Origin of the sequence: Pseudobutyrivibrio sp. YE44 (assembly GCF_900104335.1) — a bacterium.
Taxonomy (GTDB): Bacteria; Bacillota; Clostridia; order Lachnospirales; family Lachnospiraceae; genus Pseudobutyrivibrio.
Window position 1 is genome coordinate 18,503 of record NZ_FMXT01000010.1, and the last position, 24,909, is coordinate 43,411.

At 37.1% G+C, this 24,909-nt stretch carries 26 protein-coding genes and 2 pseudogenes; 3 read left to right on the top strand and 25 right to left on the bottom strand.

The annotated features are described in order from the left end of the window. Positions 1–6 precede the first annotated feature (6 nt). Positions 7–357, bottom strand: coding sequence for a helix-turn-helix domain-containing protein (locus BLR54_RS11900; RefSeq protein WP_090421376.1), 351 nt, complete (start codon positions 355–357; stop codon positions 7–9). Between the two features lie 102 nt (positions 358–459). Further along, complete coding sequence (locus BLR54_RS11905) at positions 460–744, bottom strand: hypothetical protein (RefSeq protein ID WP_090421378.1); 285 nt, start codon at positions 742–744, stop codon at positions 460–462. 387 nt (positions 745–1,131) lie between these two features. Between BLR54_RS11905 and BLR54_RS15260 the strand changes: the two are divergent. Then, positions 1,132–1,233, top strand: a pseudogene (locus BLR54_RS15260) (DegV family protein); the annotation flags it as partial. A gap of 13 nt (positions 1,234–1,246) precedes the next feature. On the opposite strand, the gene BLR54_RS11910 reads toward BLR54_RS15260, so the two are convergent. The 4 genes from BLR54_RS11910 to BLR54_RS11925 form a co-directional block, all read right to left on the bottom strand. Continuing rightward, positions 1,247–3,817 (bottom strand): PEP/pyruvate-binding domain-containing protein, encoded by a 2,571-nt coding sequence (locus BLR54_RS11910; protein WP_090421379.1) that lies wholly within the window; start codon positions 3,815–3,817, stop codon positions 1,247–1,249. A gap of 154 nt (positions 3,818–3,971) precedes the next feature. Beyond that, the gene (locus BLR54_RS11915; RefSeq protein WP_090421381.1) at positions 3,972–5,120 is read right to left on the bottom strand and encodes an iron-containing alcohol dehydrogenase; all 1,149 of its coding nucleotides are present in this window, start codon (positions 5,118–5,120) and stop codon (positions 3,972–3,974) included. A gap of 13 nt (positions 5,121–5,133) precedes the next feature. Beyond that, positions 5,134–6,351, bottom strand: a complete 1,218-nt coding sequence (locus tag BLR54_RS11920; protein WP_090421383.1) for an aspartate aminotransferase family protein — start codon at positions 6,349–6,351, stop codon at positions 5,134–5,136. 20 nt (positions 6,352–6,371) lie between these two features. After that, positions 6,372–7,412: a proline racemase family protein gene (locus tag BLR54_RS11925; protein ID WP_090421385.1), complete on the bottom strand. Its 1,041-nt coding sequence runs from the start codon at positions 7,410–7,412 to the stop codon at positions 6,372–6,374. Positions 7,413–7,637: 225 nt separating this feature from the next. Between BLR54_RS11925 and BLR54_RS11930 the strand changes: the two genes are divergently transcribed. After that, complete coding sequence (locus BLR54_RS11930; RefSeq protein WP_090421387.1) at positions 7,638–8,504, top strand: LysR family transcriptional regulator; 867 nt, start codon at positions 7,638–7,640, stop codon at positions 8,502–8,504. An 85-nt stretch (positions 8,505–8,589) separates the two neighbouring features. Here BLR54_RS11930 and BLR54_RS11935 read toward each other — a convergent pair whose 3' ends face one another. The 19 genes and pseudogenes from BLR54_RS11935 to BLR54_RS12020 form a co-directional block, all read right to left on the bottom strand. Continuing rightward, positions 8,590–9,471, bottom strand: coding sequence for a substrate-binding periplasmic protein (locus tag BLR54_RS11935; protein WP_242871244.1), 882 nt, complete (start codon positions 9,469–9,471; stop codon positions 8,590–8,592). Positions 9,472–9,510: 39 nt separating this feature from the next. Then, on the bottom strand, positions 9,511–10,107 hold the full coding sequence (locus tag BLR54_RS11940; protein WP_090421389.1) for a cytidylate kinase-like family protein: 597 nt from the start codon (positions 10,105–10,107) through the stop codon (positions 9,511–9,513). Between the two features lie 16 nt (positions 10,108–10,123). Beyond that, a complete protein-coding gene (locus BLR54_RS11945; RefSeq protein WP_090421391.1) occupies positions 10,124–10,864 on the bottom strand; it encodes an amino acid ABC transporter ATP-binding protein in 741 nt (246 codons plus the stop codon). Positions 10,865–10,868: 4 nt separating this feature from the next. Then, the gene (locus BLR54_RS11950; protein ID WP_090421393.1) at positions 10,869–11,516 is read right to left on the bottom strand and encodes an amino acid ABC transporter permease; all 648 of its coding nucleotides are present in this window, start codon (positions 11,514–11,516) and stop codon (positions 10,869–10,871) included. Positions 11,517–11,670: 154 nt separating this feature from the next. Continuing rightward, a complete protein-coding gene (gene prdB, locus BLR54_RS11955) occupies positions 11,671–12,393 on the bottom strand; it encodes a D-proline reductase (dithiol) protein PrdB (RefSeq protein ID WP_090421395.1) in 723 nt (240 codons plus the stop codon). Positions 12,394–12,406: 13 nt separating this feature from the next. Then, positions 12,407–12,850: a CBO2463/CBO2479 domain-containing protein gene (locus tag BLR54_RS11960; protein ID WP_090421398.1), complete on the bottom strand. Its 444-nt coding sequence runs from the start codon at positions 12,848–12,850 to the stop codon at positions 12,407–12,409. Next, positions 12,850–14,625: a D-proline reductase (dithiol) proprotein PrdA gene (gene prdA, locus BLR54_RS11965; RefSeq protein ID WP_090421400.1), complete on the bottom strand. Its 1,776-nt coding sequence runs from the start codon at positions 14,623–14,625 to the stop codon at positions 12,850–12,852. The genes BLR54_RS11960 and prdA overlap by 1 nt, the downstream gene beginning before the upstream one ends. Before the next feature lie 13 nt (positions 14,626–14,638). Beyond that, positions 14,639–15,937, bottom strand: a complete 1,299-nt coding sequence (prdC, locus tag BLR54_RS11970; RefSeq protein ID WP_090421402.1) for a proline reductase-associated electron transfer protein PrdC — start codon at positions 15,935–15,937, stop codon at positions 14,639–14,641. Between the two features lie 136 nt (positions 15,938–16,073). Beyond that, positions 16,074–16,541 carry an Lrp/AsnC family transcriptional regulator gene (locus BLR54_RS11975; RefSeq protein WP_090421404.1) on the bottom strand — a complete coding sequence of 156 codons (468 nt, stop codon included), beginning with the start codon at positions 16,539–16,541 and terminating at the stop codon, positions 16,074–16,076. A gap of 104 nt (positions 16,542–16,645) precedes the next feature. Continuing rightward, positions 16,646–17,902 carry a Glu/Leu/Phe/Val family dehydrogenase gene (locus BLR54_RS11980; RefSeq protein ID WP_090421406.1) on the bottom strand — a complete coding sequence of 419 codons (1,257 nt, stop codon included), beginning with the start codon at positions 17,900–17,902 and terminating at the stop codon, positions 16,646–16,648. A 206-nt stretch (positions 17,903–18,108) separates the two neighbouring features. After that, positions 18,109–18,621, bottom strand: a pseudogene (locus BLR54_RS15115) (GTP-binding protein). Continuing rightward, positions 18,575–18,931, bottom strand: coding sequence for a CobW family GTP-binding protein (locus tag BLR54_RS15120; protein WP_242871246.1), 357 nt, complete (start codon positions 18,929–18,931; stop codon positions 18,575–18,577). The pseudogene BLR54_RS15115 and the gene BLR54_RS15120 overlap by 47 nt, the downstream one beginning before the upstream one ends. 15 nt (positions 18,932–18,946) lie before the next feature. Further along, on the bottom strand, positions 18,947–19,363 hold the full coding sequence (locus tag BLR54_RS11990) for a TIGR03943 family putative permease subunit (RefSeq protein WP_090421408.1): 417 nt from the start codon (positions 19,361–19,363) through the stop codon (positions 18,947–18,949). Positions 19,364–19,464: 101 nt separating this feature from the next. Continuing rightward, entirely contained in the window at positions 19,465–19,860 is a 396-nt protein-coding gene (locus tag BLR54_RS11995; protein WP_090421410.1) for a Fur family transcriptional regulator, read from the bottom strand. 24 nt (positions 19,861–19,884) lie between these two features. Next, a complete protein-coding gene (locus tag BLR54_RS12000; RefSeq protein WP_090421412.1) occupies positions 19,885–21,558 on the bottom strand; it encodes a recombinase family protein in 1,674 nt (557 codons plus the stop codon). Between the two features lie 14 nt (positions 21,559–21,572). After that, the gene (locus tag BLR54_RS12005; RefSeq protein ID WP_090421414.1) at positions 21,573–22,586 is read right to left on the bottom strand and encodes an ORF6N domain-containing protein; all 1,014 of its coding nucleotides are present in this window, start codon (positions 22,584–22,586) and stop codon (positions 21,573–21,575) included. A gap of 143 nt (positions 22,587–22,729) precedes the next feature. Continuing rightward, positions 22,730–23,113, bottom strand: coding sequence for a helix-turn-helix domain-containing protein (locus tag BLR54_RS12010; protein WP_242871247.1), 384 nt, complete (start codon positions 23,111–23,113; stop codon positions 22,730–22,732). A 64-nt stretch (positions 23,114–23,177) separates the two neighbouring features. Then, positions 23,178–23,372, bottom strand: a complete 195-nt coding sequence (locus BLR54_RS12015; protein ID WP_044931394.1) for a hypothetical protein — start codon at positions 23,370–23,372, stop codon at positions 23,178–23,180. A gap of 165 nt (positions 23,373–23,537) precedes the next feature. After that, a complete protein-coding gene (locus tag BLR54_RS12020; RefSeq protein WP_090421418.1) occupies positions 23,538–23,888 on the bottom strand; it encodes a plasmid mobilization protein in 351 nt (116 codons plus the stop codon). Between the two features lie 206 nt (positions 23,889–24,094). On the opposite strand from BLR54_RS12020, the gene BLR54_RS12025 reads away from it, so the two are divergent. After that, complete coding sequence (locus BLR54_RS12025) at positions 24,095–24,907, top strand: helix-turn-helix domain-containing protein (RefSeq protein ID WP_090421420.1); 813 nt, start codon at positions 24,095–24,097, stop codon at positions 24,905–24,907. Positions 24,908–24,909: the final 2 nt, after the last annotated feature.

A 24,909-nucleotide genomic window follows, 5' to 3' on the forward strand; every position in this document is an offset into this window, starting at 1 on the left:
TCATTCTTATAATTCTTCCATTTGTGACAACTCTCTTAGCTTCTTGGCATAAGCCATCAGGCGTTTCTTCGCATCACTATTCAGTTCTCCATATTCAGCTATTAATTGCTTTCCTTGATAATCCAACTGATACTCAACTGAATCCTCAACACTATCAATGCCCGTTCCTGTCAGAAGTTGTTCAGGAGATACATTAAGCGCAGCACAAATATCCATAATCTTATCAGCTGACGGTGTAAAGCCTTTCCTCTTCCAATCGCTAATAGTACTAGGAGCAATACCTGTTGCAATAGAAAAATCTTTCTGTGTCATTCCTTTTTGCTTTAATAAACAAAAAATTCGTTCTGTTATTGTCATATTCGTTTTCCTTTAAAAATCATTTAATAACATATTGACTTTTTCATCTTTACATTTTAATATCATAGTAAAGAAACGAAGTTTTCAACCGTACAGCATATGCTAAAGCGGCGCGCTCGTTTCTTTTTTTATTTGAACCAAATCATACAGATACAATTGCTCATTCTCTTCACAACGTACTAACATTCTTGCTCTGAATACGTTATATCGTTCCAGTTCTCCCTCTTGATTATAAACAGGAATTCCAAATCTTACATCGTATCGATACCATCCATTTTTAGCTTTCTTCCCATGCTTATCACCATAATCTGGAGTTTCAGATTTATTGTTGGCAATTGCAACTAATTCTTTAAGTGCAACAAAAGCATTTGCTTTTGCTTTTTCCATCTGCATCCTTTACAATTGTCACATTTCTACTTGTATTCAAAAATCTATTTATCCTCCAAATCAATTCGTTTAATCGAACATCTCATACGGTTACCCGAATAATATATCATATTCCTAAAAATTTGTCAGCAATAAATGTCTAAGCAAAATCTCAAATCTCGAGTCAACAGCATAAATAAAAAAAACATTAGGTTAGTCTTTTAGTAAAAAATAGCATCAGATTAGTATTTACAATAAGTAATCTGATGCTACTATTAATTAGTTTTATACAATCAACTATCCAAATATATCCATTTTAACTACATATGCTAATCAAGCTTTGTCAATTCTGCGATACTCTCAAGCGCATTTTTATTGTCACAACTAATTATAGTTTCATTTGAAAGCGACGGCAAAGTGCTAATCAACAATATTGGCACTACCATCGGTAGCCATTCTGGTCCTGGCACAGTATCAATCTTCTTTTGGGGAGCTCCTCGCACAAGCTAAGCTCCCCTTAGATTTAGCCTGTTAATAAAAAGTGCTCTGTTTTTAAATCATTAAATATTTGTAGATTTTCATCACTGACACTATAGACCTGTACAATATCTTTCAATTCATCACCACCCTCAAATTTCTCAGTGATGTTATCATAGCTTTTAAGATATTCTGGATTAAAAATCGTACCTTCTTTTCCAGAAAATACTGCTGTGTACAAAATGTCCTGTTCCACCAAATCTTGAAACATATGACTTCCATATGATAACTCTGGATTGTATCCAGCTTTTCTTTCTTCCATCTCGCATATAGCTTCAAAACCGCTTATATCAGCAAAAGTAGTTGGTACACCAAGCTCCGGTGATGATGTGCCTATTCTGCCTGGGCACATAAGAAAAGCTCGCTTATCATTCTCAGAAATAAAGCCATTTATTCTACTAATAAGATTAGCTACTTTAACTTTTTCATAATGAGGCATATTGTAATATTCGATTGGATTAACATAGACTACTATATCTAATTTTGTCGATCTAGAAAGTCCCATGGAGCATCCGTAACTCTCAAGAATTATCCGGTCTTTTCCAATATCACTTGGAATTTGCACTACTCCTAAATCTTTATGAACCTGAAGTGGTCTGCACTGAAGAAGATTAATCATATACTCGTCATTTTCAGAGAGATTGATAGCAAATTCTATATCCACCGGATGTTGATATTCAGCTTGGATGCAGGCCATTATATTCTTAAGAGCCCCCATTATCTCCGGCCGTTTGACCAGTCCTCTGCATGATACAAACATAACTTCATCGTTTCTTCCAACTTCACGCAGATGAGTTTCTGCTTCATAATCATAATCCAACAGCATAGTCTTGTGATAGAAAGTGATATTAGGAAGTAATTCCTTTACTTCAAGCTGTTTTAAGCTCTTGCTCTTCGTATCTACCACCTCTATTTTTCTTTGAGAAAACTTATGCATATCTGCCGAATTCGTATATACAGTTTTCTCAGGCGCTCCCAAACTAACAAGTCTAGGATATGAACCTTCTGTTCTATCTACAGCTGATGTACCAAGTCCCATTACCAGTCGAAGCATTCCCTTGCTTTGGTCAATTTCTTTTATAAATTTGTATGGACTATATGAGTAGCCAACACCAGCTGCACAAGGCATAAAGCTATCTCCATAATATGAACCCGAAACTCTTTGAATTAATAGCGCCATTTGCTCATCGCGTTTTTCTAGCCCTCGTCTCTTTCTATACTCCAATGCCGAAAGACTCATTGTACTGGCATATACTGTTCGAACTGCATTTTCAAACTCTAGTAATCGCTCTTCAGCTGTACCACGATTAGCACAAAATACTGATTCATACTTCCCTGCAAATGCATTTCCAAAACCGTCTTCTAGAATGCTACTTGAGCGAATAATATATGGATCCTGTCCATAATATTCTATTATGTCCCTAAACTGCTCTTCGATTGCATTATCAAAAGAACCGCTAAGAAGTTCCTTGGAAAATTGTTCTGCCAATGTAAAGAATCCTTCTTCGGTTCTTTGTTTGACCCTTAAATCCCAGAAATCATTATCAACGATATATGTGTAGTAAACATCAGAACCTACATAAAATGAATCATGAGGCTCAATATTTTCATATATTTCAGGCAGCTTATTTCTTACTATTGCTCGCGAAAGCAGCATTCCACAGGATTTTCCACCTATCATGCCTGTGCCAATCATATGCTCTCGAACTTCAAAATAATCTTCAAGCGTAAAATTTTCTTTTACCATAAGACGCATTTTTTCATCACGAGTCATCATGATATTGCACATTTTGTCCCCGTACTCTTTAACATCCTGACCGCTTTCATATAAAGCTTTTGTTTTATTAAAAAATCTATCCCAATAGTCTGAATGTTGGTCTTTTTGAGAGCGCTGCAGTTTTCCAAGAATTTGATAAAAACGACTGGATTGAACGCCATCAATTATTGGGTAAAAATCACCGATATCTTTGTCATAAATATGCGGCATAAGCATTTTTTCATCATGTCTATTCCATACTTTTTCAGGACGAACATACATATTTTTGTCATCTGAATAAACATCAATAAATACCTGCGCCGTGTTCTTTATTTTATTAATTGCATAAGTGGAATGCATTCCTCTAAGCACTGGGAAATATGCTACAGTATCCAATGTAAATAGAAACGGACAAGTCACTCTAAAGAAATTTCCCATCATCAAATCTGTAGCCCAAGCTGCTTGAAGTTCTGATAAACAATCAAACACATAAAATGCATCCAATCCCTCATCAGCAATAACATTATGGATATCAACTGTGAAGGTCTCAAATCTGTGGGACAAAGGAATATCTATACGCTTTATTTCTGGGCAGTCTTCAACTAATGGCGCATGACTTGCAAATCTGAAATAGATTATATTTCTTTTATCAATCTTAGCCTGCTCTATGTATGGATTTAGAAAAACTTTGAATTCCTCTAGAGTTGTCACTCGAAATACTACATTATCCCCAAGCCTAATGTTATCAAGTGCTTCATCCATCTTTGGAATCCCTGATTTAATTCTTTCAAATGCTGCCATAACAAATCTCCTTTTCTTTAGAAGAACGTGTATATAGACAAAAAAGCAGACATTGAGTCCCTGATGAGACTACATTGTCTGCTTCAATATCATTTTATCACGATATAGCAGGTGATTACAATAAAACAGAGGTGAGATATTTATATACGATATGTCACATTGCGTCTTTATATAATTCTACAATATCTTCATATTCAGTTTTCCTTGGATTTGCCATGATATTGCCGCTTTTCATAGCATCCTCAGCCATAGCCTTTATATATTCTTCCTTTACACCTACAGAAGCTAAGTTAGCTGGGATTCCAAGCTCAGCATTTAACTTTCTAAAAGCGTCTGCAAGCATTTCTGGCTTAAAACGCTCTTTAGTAACTGGTTCTACCGATATGTAATTATATATTTTTAAATACTTTCCTTCATCAGATGTTGAATTATATTTTGCAATTGTTGGAAGAAGTATTCCATTAGCCACACCATGCGGAACATCAAAATAAGCGCTGACAGGATGGCTCATAGCATGTACGTTTCCTAACCTTGCCCACGAAAAAGCTATTCCTGCAAATAAGGAACCCAGCAGCATATCTTCTGCTGCCGCCTCATTCTCTCTATTAGCCACAAATTGTCTTATACTTCTCCCAATTAACTCCATCGCTTTTTCCGACATAGCTTCAGTAAATGGTGATGCATCTCTTGAAATATATGATTCTTCCGCGTGAATAAAAGCGTCGATTCCACATGCTGCAGCAACTGATGCTGGTGATGTCATTATTAGTTCTGGATCTAGAATTGCATAATCTGGAATCAACTCATAACTAAAAACTGTAAGCTTATAATCCCTTATGTGATCCGTTATTACAGAAAAAGCAGTAACTTCAGATCCCGTACCTGCAGTGGTAGGGATTGCAATCATTGGCACTACTTTACCCGGGACCCTATGCGCTCCTTCGTAATCTGTGATAGAGCCTCCATACTTTGCAACGACAGCCACAGCCTTGGCCACATCTAAAGGAGAGCCTCCGCCAAGTGCAACAATGTAATCAGCCCCAGATTCTATAAAAGCTCTGGTTGCTTTATCTACTGTTGTAACAGAGGGATTTGCTTCGATATCAGTGAAAAAGTCTACCTCTATTGAGACTTCATAAAGAATACGAGCTACCTTTGATACAACTCCCATCTTTTCCAAATTGGGACCAGAAATAATAAATGCATGCTTACCATTTAGATTAATTGAAATCTGTCCAACCTTTTCCAATGAGCCTTTTCCAACTATAACTTTTTGCGGAATTGAAAATGTAAAATCATTCATAAAGCGCCTCCTATTATAGTAAAGCTTCAACAGATTCCTTTATAATAGCAACCGCTTTATCACAATCTTCCTCAGTAACAATAAGTGGTGGAATCATACGAATCATATGAGCCCCAATAGCTGTAATCAAAAGATGTCTATGCAAACATTCATGTTTAACTTCCACTCCAGAAATACTATCATCAAACTCAACACCCACTAATAAGCCCATACCTCTAACTTCCTTCACATGTGGTAATTCTGCTGCAAGTTTCTTCATGAAGTAGTCACCAATTTTTTTAGCATTTCCAGCCAAATCTCTATCTAGAAGCTCATTTACTTCAGCTAAGGCTGCTGCGCAGGAAACTGGATGTCCGCCAAATGTAGTTCCATGTGATCCCATTGAAAAAGCTTTTGCTACTTCTTCTGTTGCGCAGATTGCACCGATAGGCATTCCACCTCCAAGAGCTTTTGCCATAGAAACAATATCCGGTTTGATGCCGTAATTCATAAAGCACATTGGAGCACCTGTTCTGCACCATCCTGTCTGAACCTCATCAATGAGAAGAAGCATTCCATTTTCATCACAGAATTCTCTCAAGCCGCAAAGAAATTCCTTAGTAGCTGGATGTACACCTCCTTCGCCCTGAACTGGCTCAACCATAATAGCAATGGTATTTTCTGTGCATGCATCCTTAAATGCTTGTAAATCATTATATGGTGCATATGAAAATCCATAAGTCATAGGACCAAAACCAATCTGACATCCATTACCAGGCTGTCCTGTTGCAGACATAGCTCCAAAAGTACGTCCATGAAATCCCATTTTTGCAGTAACGATATGGTATTTGTTAGGACCATACTTTTCGATACCATATTTCCTGGCCATCTTTATCATAGCTTCATTAGCTTCTGTTCCTGAATTCTGATAGAAAATCTTATCCATTCCAATTGTAGTACAAACCTTCTCGGCGAGAAGTGCCTGTGGAATTGTATATGGGTAATTGAAGGTATGCATAATATCTGAAACCTGATCCTTTACTGCCTCTACAACCTTCTCGTTACAATTACCAGCTGAATTTACTGCGATACCTGCGTAAAAATCTAAATATGCTTCACCCTTTTCATCATAGATGTACTGCTCCTTAGCTGTCTCTGCAATGAAATCAAAACGCTCATAGGTTTCAATCATATATTTACTTACTTTGTCTTTAATGTCCTGTGCTGTTAATCCTGTGTCATTGAGTTTCATAATTTTGTCCTCCTATTTAGTTAATTTGTTTGATGTTCCCCCAAAAGGAATCCATATTTCAATGGATCATTTTCATCAATAATCCATTCATTAAGCCCTGTTATCCAAGCACTACCATTAATTCTTGGTATAATCCCTTTCATGCCTGCCACATCCACTTCTTCAACTGCAGTTCCAGTAAATAAAGAGCCGGTGATACTTTCGTATACAAATTTTTCATTGAGCTTTAATTCCCCCTTTGAATATAATGCAGCTAGCTTTGCAGATGTCCCTGTGCCGCAAGGACTTCTATCTGCTTGAGCGTCTCCAAAAATCACACAATTTTTCATATCTGCTTGTTTTGTGTTTGTGTGAGAATAAAATTCCACCAAATCCACTGTAGTAATATCCAAATATGGATGTTTTATTTCAACCTGTTTGTTAATCTTTGAAATAAGTTCCATGCCAAGCTTTGTAATTTCTTCCATATTTTCTATTTCCAAATCAAGCCCAATTTTTTCGGCATTAACCAATGCAAAAAAAGAACCTCCAAAGGATATATCAAAAATGATTTCTCCATACCTATCGATATTGATTGATAAGTTTTCTTTATACAAAAAAGCAGGTACATTCAATAAACTAACATCTAGCGCCTCTCCTTTTTCCACATGAACCTTGGTTCTTATAAGTCCACTAGGTGCATCTAAAACCACATATGTATAAGGTTCTGTCACCTCCACCAGTCCAGTTTCAACCAACATGGATGCCGTTCCGATAGTTCCGTGTCCACACATATTTAAGCAGGACCCGCTATCCATGAAAATTACTCCAAAGTCTGCCTCTTCATGAACCGGCTCTGTTAGCGTTGCTCCAAACATATCTCTATGGCCTCTCGGCTCTAGCATTAATGCTGTCCTAAGGAAATCATAGTTTTTCATAAGATATTTTTTCTTTTCCATCATTGTTGTACCTTCCAACTTAGGAAAACCTTCATAACAGATCCGTGTATATTCTCCTTCTGTATGTGAATCTATAGTTTTTAAATGATATGCATATTCTTTACATTTAGGTGTTAGCTCCATATCTGCCTCCTCCTTTTTGTCCAATAATGCTATTAATACGTTTTTTTGTAAACTGACTATTTTGAATACACATCATTCGAAAATGTAATGACTGAATAGTAAAGTTATTCTAGACAGTTATGGTGACATTACGTATAATGTCAACTAATAACTCAAGCCAAAGGAGGCATTTCCCATTTCGGGAATGCCTCCTTTTTTATTACTAGATATAGGAGGGATATGATTATGGAGATTAATAAGTACGTTCTTTTTGCAGATATTGCCGAAACGAAGAATTTTACAAGAAGCGGCGAAAAAATGGGATACACTCAACCTGGCGTCAGTCATATATTAAAATCCATGGAGCAAGAGCTAGGTTTCCCTCTTTTCAATCGAACCAGGCAGGGCATAGAGCTTACTGCCAATGCAGAAGTTCTCCTGCCTATTATAAGAAGAATGCTCTCAATAAATGAGCAACTAGAGCAGACTGTAGCGTCTCTTAATGGCCTTGATATTGGCCATCTAACCATAGCATCATTCGCTTCCACTTCTAGGATGTGGCTACCAAAAGTATTAAACAGGTTTCAACATCAATATCCCGGAATTGAAGTTGAGCTACTTGAGGGTGGGACTGATGAAATAATAAATTGGGTGAATAACAGCATTGCAGATTTTGGTCTTATGAGCCGAAGGAATACTGATGAATTGGAATGGATTCATATTGCAGACGACCCTCTTATTGCGGTTCTTCCAAAGGATTATGTTGGGGAAAATGTATCCTCATTTCCTATCACTCGCATGCACCAACAACCATTTATTATTTCAGCTGAAGGAACTGACTATGATATTCATTACGCATTAGATGATTCAGGTGTCGTGCCTAACATGAAGTATTCCTCAAAAGACGATAGCGCAATTGTCTCTATGGTCTCTAATAACCTAGGATTATCTATTTTACCAAAACTAGTAGTTGAAGGAATTGATTTTGACTATTTGGCTTTACCACTTGATCCACCCTATTCTAGAGAACTAGGTGTTGCTTATAGAGCTTCTACCGCCCTTTCTCCTGCTGCTCGCCATTTTATAGACTTATTGATTGAAGAAATTGATTAGATGTTTTATTTCTAACATCCAAAAGGCTGTAGTTTTTACTACAGCCTTTGTTTGGAATGTATATTATGGAATGAGATAGTTACCTTTATTCAAGCCATTTCTTTGAAAGCTCATCATATGTACCATCAGCAATTAAATCTTCTACAGCCTTATTGAATATTTCTACAATCTCAGGATTTTTGTCTACACAATCGAATGAAAATGCAATTGCATATGGAGACTGCCCCTGATTAAATGGTTCTCCAACAATTTTTACTTTTGTATCATCAGCGGTCTTAATATAATAAGCTAAACCAGGTGTATCCTGCATTACTGCATCAACCTTGCCCTGCTCCAATGATTCATAAGCTGTTGTAATTTCATCATGAACCTCAAGTGAACTTTCTGGCACACCAATCTTCTGTGCGTACATATGTGAAGCTGTTCCTTTTTCAACAGCAAGTTTGTAATCTCCACTTGAAAGCATATCTACAGAATTCAATTCAGACGGAGATGTCTCAGTGTTAATACCAATTGATAATCCTGAATCACAGTATGTATTAGTAAAGCTCATCACCTCTTTTCGTTCATCTGTTGCACAAAGGGCTGCCATACCAAAATCTAACTTACCCTCGGCCAAGGATGTTCCAAGTGCAGAATAGTCCATTGCTTGCATCTCACCATCAATCTCAAAACCTAAGTAATCTTGTAGTGCATTACAGAAATCAATATCAAATCCTATTAGATTTCCATCTTCATCGTAATAAGAAAACGGAGCGAATAATCCTGATGTACCAAATGACAATGTAACCCCCTTTAGCGCACCTTCTACAGACTCTGGTGCAGATGATTCAGCAGAATCTTCAGCGGTCTCTACAACGCTTTCTGTAGTCTCTGCTGCTTCTTCCTCACCACATGCCACCATGGACAAAGGCATTACCAATGCCAGCAAAGTCCCAACAATTCTTTTCACCATTCTAATCTTCATACGTTAGTCCTCCTTTGTTAATCTGCTTATAAATAAACCCTACATAAATCTATCCTTCGCGATAGTTGCAAGGATTTTTGATGTATCATGAATTCCAAACAAACTTGAATTAATCATTAAATGAGTATACTCGAAATCTGCTGGAGAATGTCCTGCATATCGATGCCAATATTGTTCTCTGGCTCTATCTACTTCTTCCATCATTTTTTTAGCCTCTTTTGGAGACATTTTAAGAGCATTTACACAATTCAAGTAACGTTCTTTTTCAGGAGCATAAATATAGATATTTAAAACATTTGGGTAATCTTTAAGTATATAATCCGCACATCTGCCGACGAATATAGCCGAATCCTTTTCAGCAAAATCTGTAATTATCTTTTTTTGAGCCTCAAAAATCTTATCTTGCTTATCTATGCTATCTGTACCTAATGGAAAAAGCATATTCAAAAAGCTGCTCTTGACACTTTTCTCTTCCTCAGAATGTATAACTGAAACAGGAAGCTTTAATTCCTTTGATGCAGCTTCAACAATATCTCTGTCGTAATATTCAATGCCAAGCATTTCAGATAGTTCCTTAGCAATTGGCCTACCTAAACTACCAAATTGTCTCGCTATAGTAATGTAATACTTTCCCATGTTCATCCTCCAATCACTAGTTTTCCAAAACCCTCGATAAGAAAGCTTTAGTTCTTTCGTTTTTGGGATTAGTAAAAATATCCTCCGGCTTTCCCTCTTCCACGATATAACCATCAGCCATGAAAATAACTCTGTCTGCCACTTCTCTCGCAAATCCCATTTCATGAGTTACCACTATCATGGTCATACCTTCTTTTGCCAAATCCTTCATTACCTTAAGCACATCTCCCACAAGTTCCGGATCAAGGGCCGATGTAGGCTCATCAAATAGTAATGCTACTGGCTCCATTGCCAGCGCCCTTGCGATGGCGACTCTCTGTTGCTGGCCTCCAGAAAGTGTTACTGGTTTCACAGTAGCCTTATCGGCTAAGCCAACTTTGGCTAAAAGCTCCATTGCTTTTTCTTTCGCTTCAATTTTATTCTTTCTTTTAGTAAGAACAGGAGCTAGCATTACATTGTGAAGAACTGTCTTCATTGGGAAAAGATTAAACCTTTGGAACACCATACCAACCTCTTCTCTAAAATCTCTTAAAGAGATTTGACTTGGGTCCATTACATTTTTGTTCTTATACCAAATTTCACCACTTGTAGGTGTTTCTAGCTGATTAATGCATCTGAGAAATGTACTTTTGCCGGAACCAGAAGGGCCTATTACAACTATCACTTCTCCTTCATTAACATCCATGCTTATATCTTTTAGCACTTCTAAGTCTCCAAAGCTTTTCATTATATTATTTATCTTTAATAATGGTTCCATAGCATCACCTCGATATCTTTCTCTCCACCATCTTCTGTAAAATGATTAAAACTGAAATAAGTGTCAAATAAAACAAAGCCAATGTTGTATAGGTAGGAATTGTTTTATAGCTTAAAGCCGCGTAGTTTTGCGCCTGATGAGTTATTTCATTTACAACTATTACTGATAAGAGAGCAGTATCCTTAACAGAAATAATAAACTGATTAAACAATGCTGGTAGAATGGACTTAAATGCTGGTGGAACAATAATATGCCATGTGGTTTGAGTTGGAGTCAGTCCCAAGGAAACACCTGCTTCCCGTTGACCTGGGTCAATGCCATTCAACGCCCCTCTAACTATCTCTGCAATAAAAGCTCCTGAATTCAATGTAATTACTAGTATTCCGGCAGTATTACTTTCCAAATCTATTCCAAAAAGTTTTGGAATAACATAATAAACGTATAAAGCCTGTACAATTAGAGGTGTTCCTCTAATAACCCATATATAAATATTTGCTACTCCCCTAAAAAATTTATATTTACTTTCTAAAGCAAAACCAGCAATTGTACCTAAAATAAATCCAAGAAAAATACCTACAATAGCAATGAGGATTGTAACTTTTAATCCAACAAATAACATTGGCAAAAGCTTTGATAAAAAGCTTAAATTCATTTTGCGATCCTCCCTTTTATAAAAACAAAAGCGCCCACACGAAGTAACCTTACGTGTGAACGCCTTTGTTCAAGATTTGTATTAATATATCATTGACTTAAATCACTGTCTAATAAGAAATGGTTATGCTTATCATTATGATTATTAATCCTACTTATACATTATGTCTGTATTCGTAAGGAAGTACCTTCATCTGGTTATAGCTTGGACAATCACGAACCCACTCTAATGACTCCTTCACGATAGCAGTCTGCTGAGGTACATTGTTTGGTTCTCCTGCATTAGAACCAATTGGAACGTGAGGAGCAGTGATTCTTGGTGCCCCCTGCTGGCGAGCAATTGGTGGCAGCGCAGCAATAACCACACAACTCATACCAAGCTCCTCACAGCATCTAGTTACGATGGTGGCAGATCTATGACACGTACCACAACCACCTGTGCAAAGGACAATATCCACCTCCTGGTCTTTAAGCTTTCTAGCAATTTCAGGTCCTGTTTCGTTCTTAAACTTCTCCACATTTCCACCACCTCCCATAAAGGTATATGTTTCTGTAGCAAGTGAACCAATAAATCCCGCATCAACAAGCTCATGTAATCTATCAATAGGGAACATTGCATTGACATCCTTATTAATATCCGAGTTATCAAAACCTCCATGAGTAACCATAAGCTCTGATGATGGAGTCGAAAACTCTATTGTTCTGTATGAAAAATCTCCCGATGTATTAAATGGTGTTTGGCTCTTTTTATGAATTCCACCAGCTGTAATAAAAGCTACTTTACATTCGCTAAGTGGCTTTTTTAATTCAGAAAACACTGGCTTTGGAGTAACTGGTACAAATATTTCTGACTGCATTCCTTCTTTTGTTGTTAACATATCATTTTCCTCCTTATATCGATTCTACTGGTATATCTCTTTTTCCAACTAGATTCATGCAGCTAAAATAGAACTCAACATATGAACCTTCTTTAAGTGGGATATCTGTAAAATACCAGCGTCTTGGAACTGCTACTGTGCCAAGATTATTCATTATCTCCACCTTAGCAGCAGTATCATTCACTTCTGTTATCTTTCCTCCAAGTAAACATGGAGAAATCTCATGTTCGGTAACCATATCTGAACTGTCATAATCATATGGATTTTCAACAACTTTAATGTAACTAAAGTAGAATTCCATCTCATGACCTGGTTCTAGTTTTTCCATTGTAATTACCAATTCTTTTGGGACTGTTATAACACCCAATCTCCCGTGCAGATGGACTTTAATTTGGCTGTCATCCACCTCTTTTACAAGGCCTCCCATTTTAATTGGATTGATTATGTAATCTAGCATTAGTGCAATGTTCCATTATCTAAAAGTACTGTTTCAGGAAGTCCAAGAAGTTTATTGTTAGCATTAATCACATCATTATTCCACTTCTTAGGCGCTGGCTTAATTTCAACACCTGCCATCTTATTCTTTAACATCTGAATTGCACGGGCAGCAACTTCCTTTGTAACACATGAGCAACCTGCTACATTATTTTCAAAGCCACCTTTATCCATGTTTTCTTCAACCATTGCTGTTGCATATTCATTTCCAACAACAAGCTGTCCTTGATATGCACAGAAGGATACTCCAACAACTGGTATTCCTCTCTTACCTGCCTGACCAATATGCTGGATGAAATCAATGTGGTTATTTCCAAATCCTTCAGTTGTGATGATACATCCATCACAATCAAGAGATTCTAATAATGAACCTAATCTTTCAGAAACCCATAGTTTTTCATCATTTACCTGAGGCGAACCAATAAAGATTACACCGATAAGATCTAGTTCTGTATCTGCTGCAAGTCCCTCTACAAGTGGCTCGCGAATATAATGACGAGTCATTTCTTTTGTAGCTGGTCCAATGCATGTAAGCGCATGAATAGAGCCATCACGAACCTGATTTGGAGTTAGCACAATTGGAACATTTCCACAATCAACGTTCTTCTGACCTCCCAAAATACCGCAAGGCTCTGTTGGACAAATTACATTATCATGCATAGCTCCCTGTCCCATGATTTCCTTTACGAGAACTACTCTAGGATTTCCTTCTCTTCTAACATCCTCACAAATCTCTTCTCTAATTACTTCACCTTCATACTTCTTAAGTTCATCCCTAATAGTTTGAATTACATAATCCTGGCACTTATGAGCTGCAAATGGACCTGGTCTAGTCATTCCTGTAAGTCTTTCAATAACAGCGTGACATCTTATAATAATGTCATTTTCATCAGCGCAACCTGGATGGCCAAAATACATTTTCTCATCTAGATATCCCTCTGAGGAACCAAATTCATGTACCTGAACACCATCCTCATCAACACCTGTTAGCATAAATACAACACCATCAGCAACTTTTGTGACACCTTCGCCAAGTTCGCCTTCCACCTTTGTAGCGATTGGGCAAACATCCATAATTGTTTCTGTATACTGATGTCTTTCATCAGGGTAGATAATATCAAGTGCAAGACTCTTACAAAGCGGATCTTCAAGGACCGCTTTATCTACAACACTTTTATCGATGGTTAATACTCCATCAACAATTGATGTTTTATCCCCTAATTCTACCTTAGAGATCTTCATATGCTTTTTCTTTAATGTTCTGATAACCTTTTTTTCTCCAGCTGGGGCTGCTCCTGGTGCAGGTACAAAAGACTCTGTAGTTGTAGCACTGCCAATAGGCAAATCTAATTTCAAGCCTTCAATATGATCCGCCTTAGCTATTTCTATATGTAACATTCCTTCTCCTCCAATCTTTGTAGTAACTATTGGTTTTGACTCATTAACTACTGGGGCTTTTTCTTTTTCAGACGAAGAATTTACATCATTAACTTTATCTAAAACCTCTGCTGTAATCGGTGTTAATGCTTCTACATCTGTAAGTAAAGTACTTCCTAGCACCTGCTCAATCCTTAATCCTTCAGGACTAAGTGTTAATAAACCAGCATCAACCATATCATCAAACAATGATGGATCCTCTAAATCCGCTGCGCTAATTACTAGTCCTTTTTCTCTTCTACAGCAAAAGATTGCTGGGTCCTTCAAATGCTGTTCTAATGTTTCTTTTGTAATAGACATATATTCTTCCTCCTTATTTGATTTTTCTAATTAATTTATGATTAACAGCCCTAAGTGCCTGGTCTGTGCAATGATAAACAGGTAACCCCAACTGAGGCGCACAAGACATTACTGTGTTAGAACAATCTGTGCAGTTACTGATTATTAAAGCCTGCGCTCCTGCTTTTTTTAGAGCTAACACCTTTGCAACTTGTCCCGGACATTTTCCTGGATTTTCACATTTTCTAGTACCCTTTACTTCCATTGCCTGTTTACAGTACTCTACTCCTACTACCTCTGACTCAAGAGATTCCGCCAGCTGCTCCATTCTTTCTTTATTTGCTCCACAGGCGCATACTAATAATCCAATCTTTTCTGGTCCTTTCATGAAACACTCTGTGGCAATTAGGCCGCCAGTTGTTTTAATAATAGGATCCTCCAAACTGACTCTCTTTCCTGTAAATGGGCCACCCATTATTATTTCTCCATATTCCTTAGCTAACCCACCTACCATTTCAAAAACATCCGATACTCTTTTGCCTAAAGGAACATCTAGAATTACGTGAACTTTGTTCTCTTTTTCACAACCTGTAAGCTTTCCTGCCACTGTCATATCTTTATCTATAAGCGGTTTCTTTAATTCTACTGCTTCTTGCATTCTGCAGGCTGTTTCTGCATTAATTACAATGGCATCGGCCTCTAAGGGTAATGATGTAACTGGCAATATCTTTCCGAGGACTTCTCTAATTACTGCTCTTTCTTCTCCCATTGGATATACATTCTCAAGTGTTGTGATTGAAATCTTTGGATTCGTATTTACGTTTTCCAACGCCGCAATTGCTTTTCTGTGATAATCCTTTATAGCTATGTAACCATGATTAGCATTACTAATCTTCATAGCTATTTCCAAACCTCTGAGAAGCTGCTTTGGATTCTCTTCTATCCTTTTAATATTGTGACTGAGAATAGGTTCACATTCTGCTGCATTAATAATTACATTCCCTCCACTTTCGAAAGGCTTTGAAAACTTTGCATATGTAGGAAAGCCTGCGCCACCTAAACCAACCAAGCCTGCCTCCTTGATTAGTTCCAACGCTATTTCACTCTTTAATGGGATGTAATCTTTTGACTGTTTATCATCCGCCTCTACATATACTGCTTCTTCTGTTACTTTTACTACTGTTCCTGAAACGCTTGAAAAAATATTGCACCCGAGACTTTCTCCCTGTAATGCAAGAAGCTGCCCCCTGTGAATTACGTCTCCTTTGACGACACAAGCGGCAGCCTTATTTCCTATATGCTGTTTCAGTGGAAATTCAAAAATATCACTCATCCCTTCACACTTTCTAACGCATATACGTTTTTTATTAACGGATTTGTTATCTCCGTTTAAGTTAGTGCTAGTATATACATCCATCTCTCATTAGTAAAAGGACAGTTTCTTATCGCTTCCATAACAAAGTGTTATGTCACATTTTCCAATACTTTTCTCTATGTTCAACCGAAGTGGAAAAAACAATCAAAGTCTTTGTTTTTCCAAACCTTTGAAGTTCTCCAATAAACTGATCGAGTTCGATTGTATTATGAAACATAACCTCTAGTAACATTGAAAAATCTCCAGTCACACAATTACATTGCACTATATTATCGATAGCATCTATATATGGATAAAACTCCTTCTTTTGATTTGGTTCCACTTCAACGCTAATAAAAGCCTTTGTGTAAAAGCCTAAAGCTAATGGATTCACTTTAGCGTTAAAGCCTGTTATTATGCCCTTCTTTATTAGATTATCTATACGGGTTGCTACTGATGTAGACGAAAGATAAACATTCTGCGCTATTTCCTTAGCAGAAATTCTTGCATTTTCTTGAAGCAATTCTATTATTTTAAAATCAATCTCATCTAATTCTTCAGTATAATTTTTTGGAATAGTCATTTTTTACCTCCATTTTTCAAATAAAAAAAGAGGCACTACACTTCGGTAGTACCTCTTTGTACGTCCTAAATAGTACAAGAGAATATATTTTATTGCAATAACTATTATGGGAATAACCCCTTTACCTCATTTGCTTTTATAAGTCTACTAAGGGCGACAATATACGCAGCCATTCTCCATGAACATTTCTTTTCATCAACAACTTTTTTCATTTCAGAAAAAGCATTTGTAAGAATATCCTCTAACATTTCATTTATCTGCTCTCTACTCCATGTAAGTGTTTGGATATTCTGTACCCATTCAAAATAAGAAACCACAACACCACCACTGTTAGCAAAAATATCTGGAATTAGTATAATACCTCTTTCTTTAAGTATTTCATCAGCCTCTGCTGTTGTAGGGCCGTTTGCTGCTTCCACAATAAATCTACATTTGAGCTCTTTGGCATTTTCAGAGGTAATTTGATTCTCAAGGGCAGCTGGAATTAAAACATCACAATCAGTAAGTAATAGCTCCTGATTTGAAATATGTTCAACGCCTTCCTGATTATATTCAGCCAAAACATGTCCGTCTTCTATAAATTTCGATATAGCGTCAGCATCTAGCCCCTTCTCACATCTGATTGCTCCCGATACATCAGAAAGAGCTACAATGACAGCTCCTCTATGGTATGCAATTCGTGCCGTATTCGCGCCTACATTTCCAAATCCCTGAATCGCAATTCTACTACCAGAAAGCACCTTTTCATGTTCAGCCAATATTAGTTTTGTACTAATAACTACTCCTCGACCTGTTGCTGATGGTCTACCTTTTGAGCCGCCTAATTCCAGTGGCTTTCCTGTACATACACCTGGGCAAGGTTTTCCATTTAACATGCTATATGTATCTAATACCCATGCCATTGTCTGGGCATTAGTATTAACATCAGGCGCCGGAATATCTTTATCTGGGCCAATAATTGATTCAATTGCAAAAGTGTATCTTCTAGTAAGTCGCATGAGTTCATTCTTTGAAAGCTTATTAGGGTCTACAGTAATACCACCCTTTGCGCCACCATATGGAATATTTACAACTGCACATTTTAGTGACATCCATGTAGCTAAAGCTTTTACCTCATTAAGGTCTGTATTCTGATGAAATCTAATTCCACCTTTGAATGGGCCTCTAATATTTGAATGCTGAACTCGATAACCTTCAAACACCTTAATAGCTCCGTTATCCATTCTAATTGGTAGATAGACTTTAAGTTCACGTTGAGGATTTCTAATCATCTCATACGTATCAGTTGATAGTCCACCTAATTCCACAGCTTCATCCATTACCTTTAAAACATTCTCATATGGATTATATGTTGTTGCCATCTTTTTTCCTCCTGATGTTCTGATTAAAACATCCAGCGCTGGAGTATTGTTTTCAACGCCACGGAGTATAATACTTGCCTCCTACAATGACAATACATTCTGCCACAAACCTTTTTTGGTTATTAAAAGTTACTATTTCACTTGATAAAATAAATAAATTTTGCCATATCACTTAAAATAATAAAATACTTTTTCTTACAAAATATTTATGCACTTTCAATGCACTTATATAATCTTTGAACTATTTCTTCTTTTTCATATCCCTTTCCAATAAAGACTACTTGGTTACATCTATCTCCATAAGTCTCATCCCAATCATCCATAATATCTGGGAAATCATTGATTACTGGTTCAATCTGCTCTTTGGGCCAAGCTGAAACCCATTCAGTTACTTCTGTGATAGACGCGTTACGGCCTGCCTGCTCAAACAGTTGCACATGCTTCTAATCATCTGAGAACCAAATATATCCTTTGGAGCGGATAAGCTGTTCTGGATAATCTTCCACAAGCTGGTTGAACTTTTCTCTATTAAAAGGACTCTTTTCTTCAAAAACAAATGATGATATTCCATACTCATCAACACACGCCTTTTCATCATCATGCTCACAATTGTTCAGCGCTCTTTGCACAGCACTATAGGCCTCTACTTCATCGAAATCAAAGTCCTCTCTATTAAGAAGAACATCCAAATCCACTTCGCCATTTACGTATGGAATCATTTCTGCGTCCTGACGCCTCCACAAAAATAGCTTCAATAGTAGTATCTACTGCGAGTCGTTCTATTTCTGCCATAAATTCATCTCGAAGGGTACAACAAATACAGCCATTTTGCATTTCTACCATTTCTACTTGCGCAACTTGATTTCCTGTTTTATTTAAAATTGAAGCATCTATGTTAATGCTTCCCATATCGTTTACAATAAGCGCAATTTTCCGCTGTTCCTGTTTCAGGATATTCTGCATAAGTGTAGTTTTTCCTGAACCAAGATATCCAGTAATTACGACTATAGGTACTTCCTTCTTTGACATGACAAATCTCCTTATCTAAAAATATAAAAAAATATTATCCGGCTTTTCTGCTTTTTGTAATTGATAAACCTTCAACAGAATAATCAACTGATGCCCATCCAACTCGCCCTTTTGTATCTCCGCCTCTATATGAACCCAATCTCCTTCTTTTGGTATTTCACCATCATATTGTGCGATAAATCCAATAAACTGAGCATCTGCTTCCTTTAATGGTTCCATGATGGTTTGTCTCATATTTTTCAAATACAATTCGTATGTGCTAGCATCAACTAGGCCAAAAACATTTGTTACATACCAACCTGCAGGCATTGTCATATCTAAAAAAGCCTTTAAATTCCACATACCATTGTATTCAATAAAAACTCGATCCGGGTCATACTTTTCTGCCGCATCCGCTAAGAATTCTTCTGTAAAATCTTCAGGTGCTTCCACATTAACGACAGGTTACATTTTAGAACTCGTCAATAGATTTGCAACACTGTTGCAAATTGTTTTCAAAAAAAGAACGCCCGCAAATCTGCGAACGTTCAAATTTACTTGTTAATGCAATCGCTACATCTACACATGATGACAGTCTTGCTATAATCAATCTCTATTCCATACTCTGCTTTCATGCTAACCGCTGCTTTTTTCAAATGTTTATTATCCACGTGAAAAATCTTACCGCATATCACACACTGCGCATGAGTATGATCGTGACAAGAGCCATGGCCTTCCGAATACTGATAACAGGCAGCATTTATATCGCTCTCCTTGTATTTAACCAGCTGGCCATCCTTCCAAAGCCTCTCAAGATTTCTATAAATAGTTGACCTATCAAGAATATCGCCATCACTATTTATAGCTCTATATATGTCTCTTGCAGTAAACCTAGTATCTGCATTTTCTTTAAGATATTCTATAATTGTATTTCGTGGCTTTGTTTTTATATTCGCCTTTCATAACCTTCCCCCTTATTTGGACAAAAGTGCACACGTCTCGATTTGCGAACCATTGTCCAAACTAATCTTCATATCCTTTGAAATGATAGGAAGCTTGAATTCTATGGACTTAAGCCACTGACCGTTAGCCTGCTCTTCTTCGTAGATCTCAACTTTTTCAATGAATTGTGTCAGGAACTCCCTGCGTTCCGCTTCATTCATCGGCTCATACATTTTGTCAAAAAAGATTAGCGCTTTGTAGATATTATCTCCACAAACCTTTTCAGCAAGTATCGACCTCTTCTTAGCTTTAGCTTCTACTAAAACGTTTTCTGTCTCTTCGATTTTATCATAAGTCTTACTAAGGCGGTCCTCTAAATCTGCTTTCCTTCTCTTGTAATGCTTATCTTCATAATCCAAGTTGTCCAAATCTGAAAGTATGGCATCTTTATTCAAGTAACTCTGGCGTAGCGTCTTTTCCTGAGCATATATTTCCTGATCAAGTGCTGATGTATCAACTTCCATATTGATTTTCTCACGCATCATTCCGGCAAATTTCTTATTGCTCACCAACTTACGAAGCACTTCAACTACCGCACCATCCAACTTCGTCTCTGAAACCTGCTTTCGATAGTCGCATTTATGCCCTCTTGTCATATTGCGATGCTTACAGCCATAGTAAAAATAATCACTGTACTTTGTGCCATCTTTTCTATGCTTAATACTTTTATTCCCATACATGCCTGCACCACAGACAGGGCACCTTAATACACCTGATAAAAGATGTATTTTCTCACCTTTAGGTGAATTTACTTTTTCATATTTTTTAGCCTGTGCCACGGCTTTGATTTGTGCCTGCTCCCATACTTCTTCTGATACTAAAGCCTCATGAAGCCCATCTACAAGCAAATAATCATCCTTATAAACCTGACGATAATCATTTCTTGTTCCATGAACCTTTTCTGTTCTTCTCCTGCCATAGGCAATTTTGCCGCAATATACAGGATTCTGAATAATACGTCGGATAAGTGAAGCATCAAAAAGTGGATTCTTTCCATTTTGTCTGGCTATTTTGTGTATTCCATGATTTTCCAAATATTTTGCGATTCCGTTTGACCCCATATCTGTATTTACGTACTGGTCAAAGATGGTTCTGATAGCTACAGCTTCCTCTTCATTTATTTCAAGCTTTCCATCAACCAAGGCATATCCATAAGGAGCAAAGCCACCATTCCACTTACCTTCTCTAGCCTTTTGCATACGGCCTTCCATAGTCTGTACACGTATGTTTTCACGCTCAATCTCAGCGACTGCCGACAGTACAGAAATCATAAGTCTTCCTGCTTCTTTTGATGAATCAATACCGTCCTCGACACAGATCAGATTCACTCCAAAGTCTTGCATAATCTGAAGTGAATTGAGAACATCAGCCGCATTTCTGCCAAATCTGGAAAGCTTAAATACAAGAACAAAAGAGACATCATCTTTTCCTGATTTGATGTCCTCCATCATGTTGTTGAAGGCAACACGCCCTTCAATAGATTTGCCGGACTTGCCTGCATCTTCATATTCACCGACTATCTCATATTCATTAAACTCACAGAATGCTTTCATCCTTGACTTCTGTGCATCCAAGGAATATCCATCTATCTGCATTGATGTGGAAACACGGGTATATAGATATACTTTTGCTTTTTCTTTCCCCAATAATATCATCTCCTTTAGATACTTTTATCTGGAAGTTTTAACAAAGCATCAATAACCGGACAAATCATTTGTACTGATTCTACCTTGTTAATAGCACAGAGCTTTCGTCCTGCATCCTTACTTGATGCTCCACAGTGGAATGCCTGCTCTGTTGGCAATCCATAATCGAGAACAATAAGTCTATCATGACAATCCGGATTTGGTTTAATCCGAAGCGGTGGGTACTGGTTTATAAAATCATTAACCACAGATGTCGTAAGAAATCCTCTCTTGCCATGCCCATTCTCCGTAAAAAGGATTACTTCCACGCCTGGATTCTTCTGTGATAATAACTGCAATGATTTTGTATTCATATAATCGTCAACAACATAAATTGATTTTGCTGCCTGCTGATAGATATCTATGTAAGCCACATCAGCTTCAAACTTCTGACCTTTATAGATTATAAAATTCTTAAAATCCTTATCCGAAACAAAATTTTCATTCAGGGTATCAATACTCTTCTGAATATCTTCAATTGCCTTATCCGTTTTCTTCTGATGATCAATTGCTCCTGCCATTTGCACAGATAACTCTGAAACCTTAGCAGTAACCATGCTCATTTCGGACTGAGTTACAAACTGCTGATTCTGACGGATATAATGACGCATTTCCTTAAAAGCTCGCATAATAAAAATGCTTTGTTGCTCAGCTAACTCACCTCTAAGAACTGTCGCTAACATATAGATTCCTTGCTCTGTAAAAACATAAGGCATTTTTCTTCTACCACCATCCTGCCCTTCAAATAATGAATCATTCCGTGAAGTCGCATTTTGCGACTTCACCAAATCAACTTCCTCTCTTGTCAATTGAAACATAAAATCTTCCGGAAATCTGTTTATATTTCGTTTAACCTGCTCATTTAATCTTTTGACTTCATATCCATAAATATCAGCTAAATCACTGTCGAGCATCACCTGTTGCCCGCGTATCGTATATACACAGTTTCTAATAGACTCAACTGTGAGTAAGTCTGTTGTATTTTTCATAAACACTATATTCCTTTGCATTTTCTTTTTTTGAAGTCACAAATTGTGACTTCATGTATTCTATATTCAAACAAAGATGTTTTTTGTGGTCGAAAAAATCGACCGCAAACCACTGGTCCAAATTTTTAATCGAATAATTTTAACTACATATCCTCAAGACTCTCTATCTTCTTCAAGGCTTCCATATAAGCCATAAGACGCTTCTGCTGTTCTTCCTTAAGATTATGATAATCTTCAATCATCTGAACATCGCCTGGAGTGAATTTACTTTCAGGACTTGCTGCAGCAATTTCCTCTTCATCCTCAATTCCTTTACCGGTAAGAAGTTGCTCCGGGGTAATTTGCAAAACATTACAGATGTCCATTATCTTATCTACAGTAGGATTGGTCTTTCTCTTTTTCCATTCGCTTATGGTACTGGTCGAAATACCTACCTGCTTTGCAAACTCCGCCTGAGTCATATTGCGTTCTTTCAAAACCTTTATAATTCTTTCGCTGATAATCATGAGTGATGCCTCGCTTGCCATTCACTTATATAACATTCATATTAGTGAATTTATTTTACCACACCTCATGATATCCTTCAATGTTCTACTTCGTTTTCTTATTACGGAACTTCATATACGCCTTATAAGATTCATATATATATCTTTTTTGAAGATAGACATCAGGATCCGGTAATGAATCAAAATCAATTTCATCAGCGTATTTTGCTATTATATTTCCGATAAAGTTTGCAAGAGAACTCCATTCATCTTTGTCTTTTACTATCACTTTATTCTTCACAGCTATCCCCTTCCTTAAATGAGATTTTTGGGCCTTTCACAAATTGGCAAGCAGTGCATCGGTGTACACCTGATGCGATTTTGCTTGTTGGGGAGTGTGCCCCAATCCCCCTGATTGCCGATTTTCATCGACAAGCTACGCCTGCAAAGCGGGCTAAAAGCGAAGTCAGTAAATGTCCAAATATTTGTTGAAAGTCTTTTCCACCTTTTTCAAAACTCGTTCATGATTCTCCTTCATATCAGAAATTGTTTTGCTATCTACAGTGCCACATGAATTGGCAACTTTTGCAATCTGGTTGATATTGTTGCTGTCAATTTTCAGAAGTTTGATGATTTCTAATAACTCACTGAAATCAATGTGAATGTAATATCCATCGATTGCCATCTTCCTAATGTAGGCGCTCATGTTTTTGATTCCTACCTGCTCCATCCTGTCGTGAATCATTTGTAATTCATTTTCGGGAATCTTGATATGAATCTGTTTGTTACATGGAACGTATCCCTGATTTAACAACATTTGCTTTTCACCTCCTCTCGTTATCGTTGTTCATGGACTAATTATCCAAGATTTAGAAGCCCAACTCCGTATATCCAAGAGGTAGGAAATAGCTGCTCTACTCAAAATTTTCCACGATATTGGAATTCATCATTTATAGCAAACTTACATTCTGTTATGATTTACATATACAAGGACTTTAGGAAAAGCACTGGGGGAATAAAGCATTGAAGTGTAAATTATCAATTCAGGAAAAACTAAAAGATTTGAGAATAGAAAAAGGTCTGTCTCTGCAAGAATTGTCAGAGCAGACCGGAATATCAAGAGCATCACTTGGAAATTATGAAACGGATGATTACAAAGAAATCTCTCACAAGGCCATCATCACGCTTGCAGATTTTTATGGAGTAACATCAGACTATCTTCTTGGACTTACTGAAAACAGAGAACAGCATCAGTTCCCTGTAGACGAACTTGGATTGGATGATGAAACTGTAGATTTACTAAAAAGCGGAAAGCTTAATGTCAGATTGATTTGTGAAATGATTAAGCATCCAGATTTTAAAAATTTTCTTTCAGACATGGAAATCTATGTTGATAATCTTGCAGGAATGCAATTTCGAAACATCAACAAAATGATTGAACAGACAAGAGTTCGGCTTCAAAATAAAGGCATTTCCGATGAAGACCATTACATGAAAACTTTAGAAGCTGCAACTATATCTGAAGACAACTACTTTAACAATCTCCTTGGAAATGACGTAGTAAAAATTGCAAAAGATATAAGAGATGCCCATGGCAAAGACGCAGAAACCGGTGAAGCTACTACGCCTGTTGACGATATACTTGACTCATTTGAGGAATTAAAAACTGCAGACAATGCCACTCAGGCTCAAATGGTTATGTACAGCAAACTTTTCAAAATCAATTTTACCAAAATGGATCCATACGAGTTTAAGACCTTTACCGACATTTTGCAGCGCTACTCTGATCTCTGCAAACCAGTTAAAGGAAGTGGACGTGGCAAGAAGAAAAAATAATC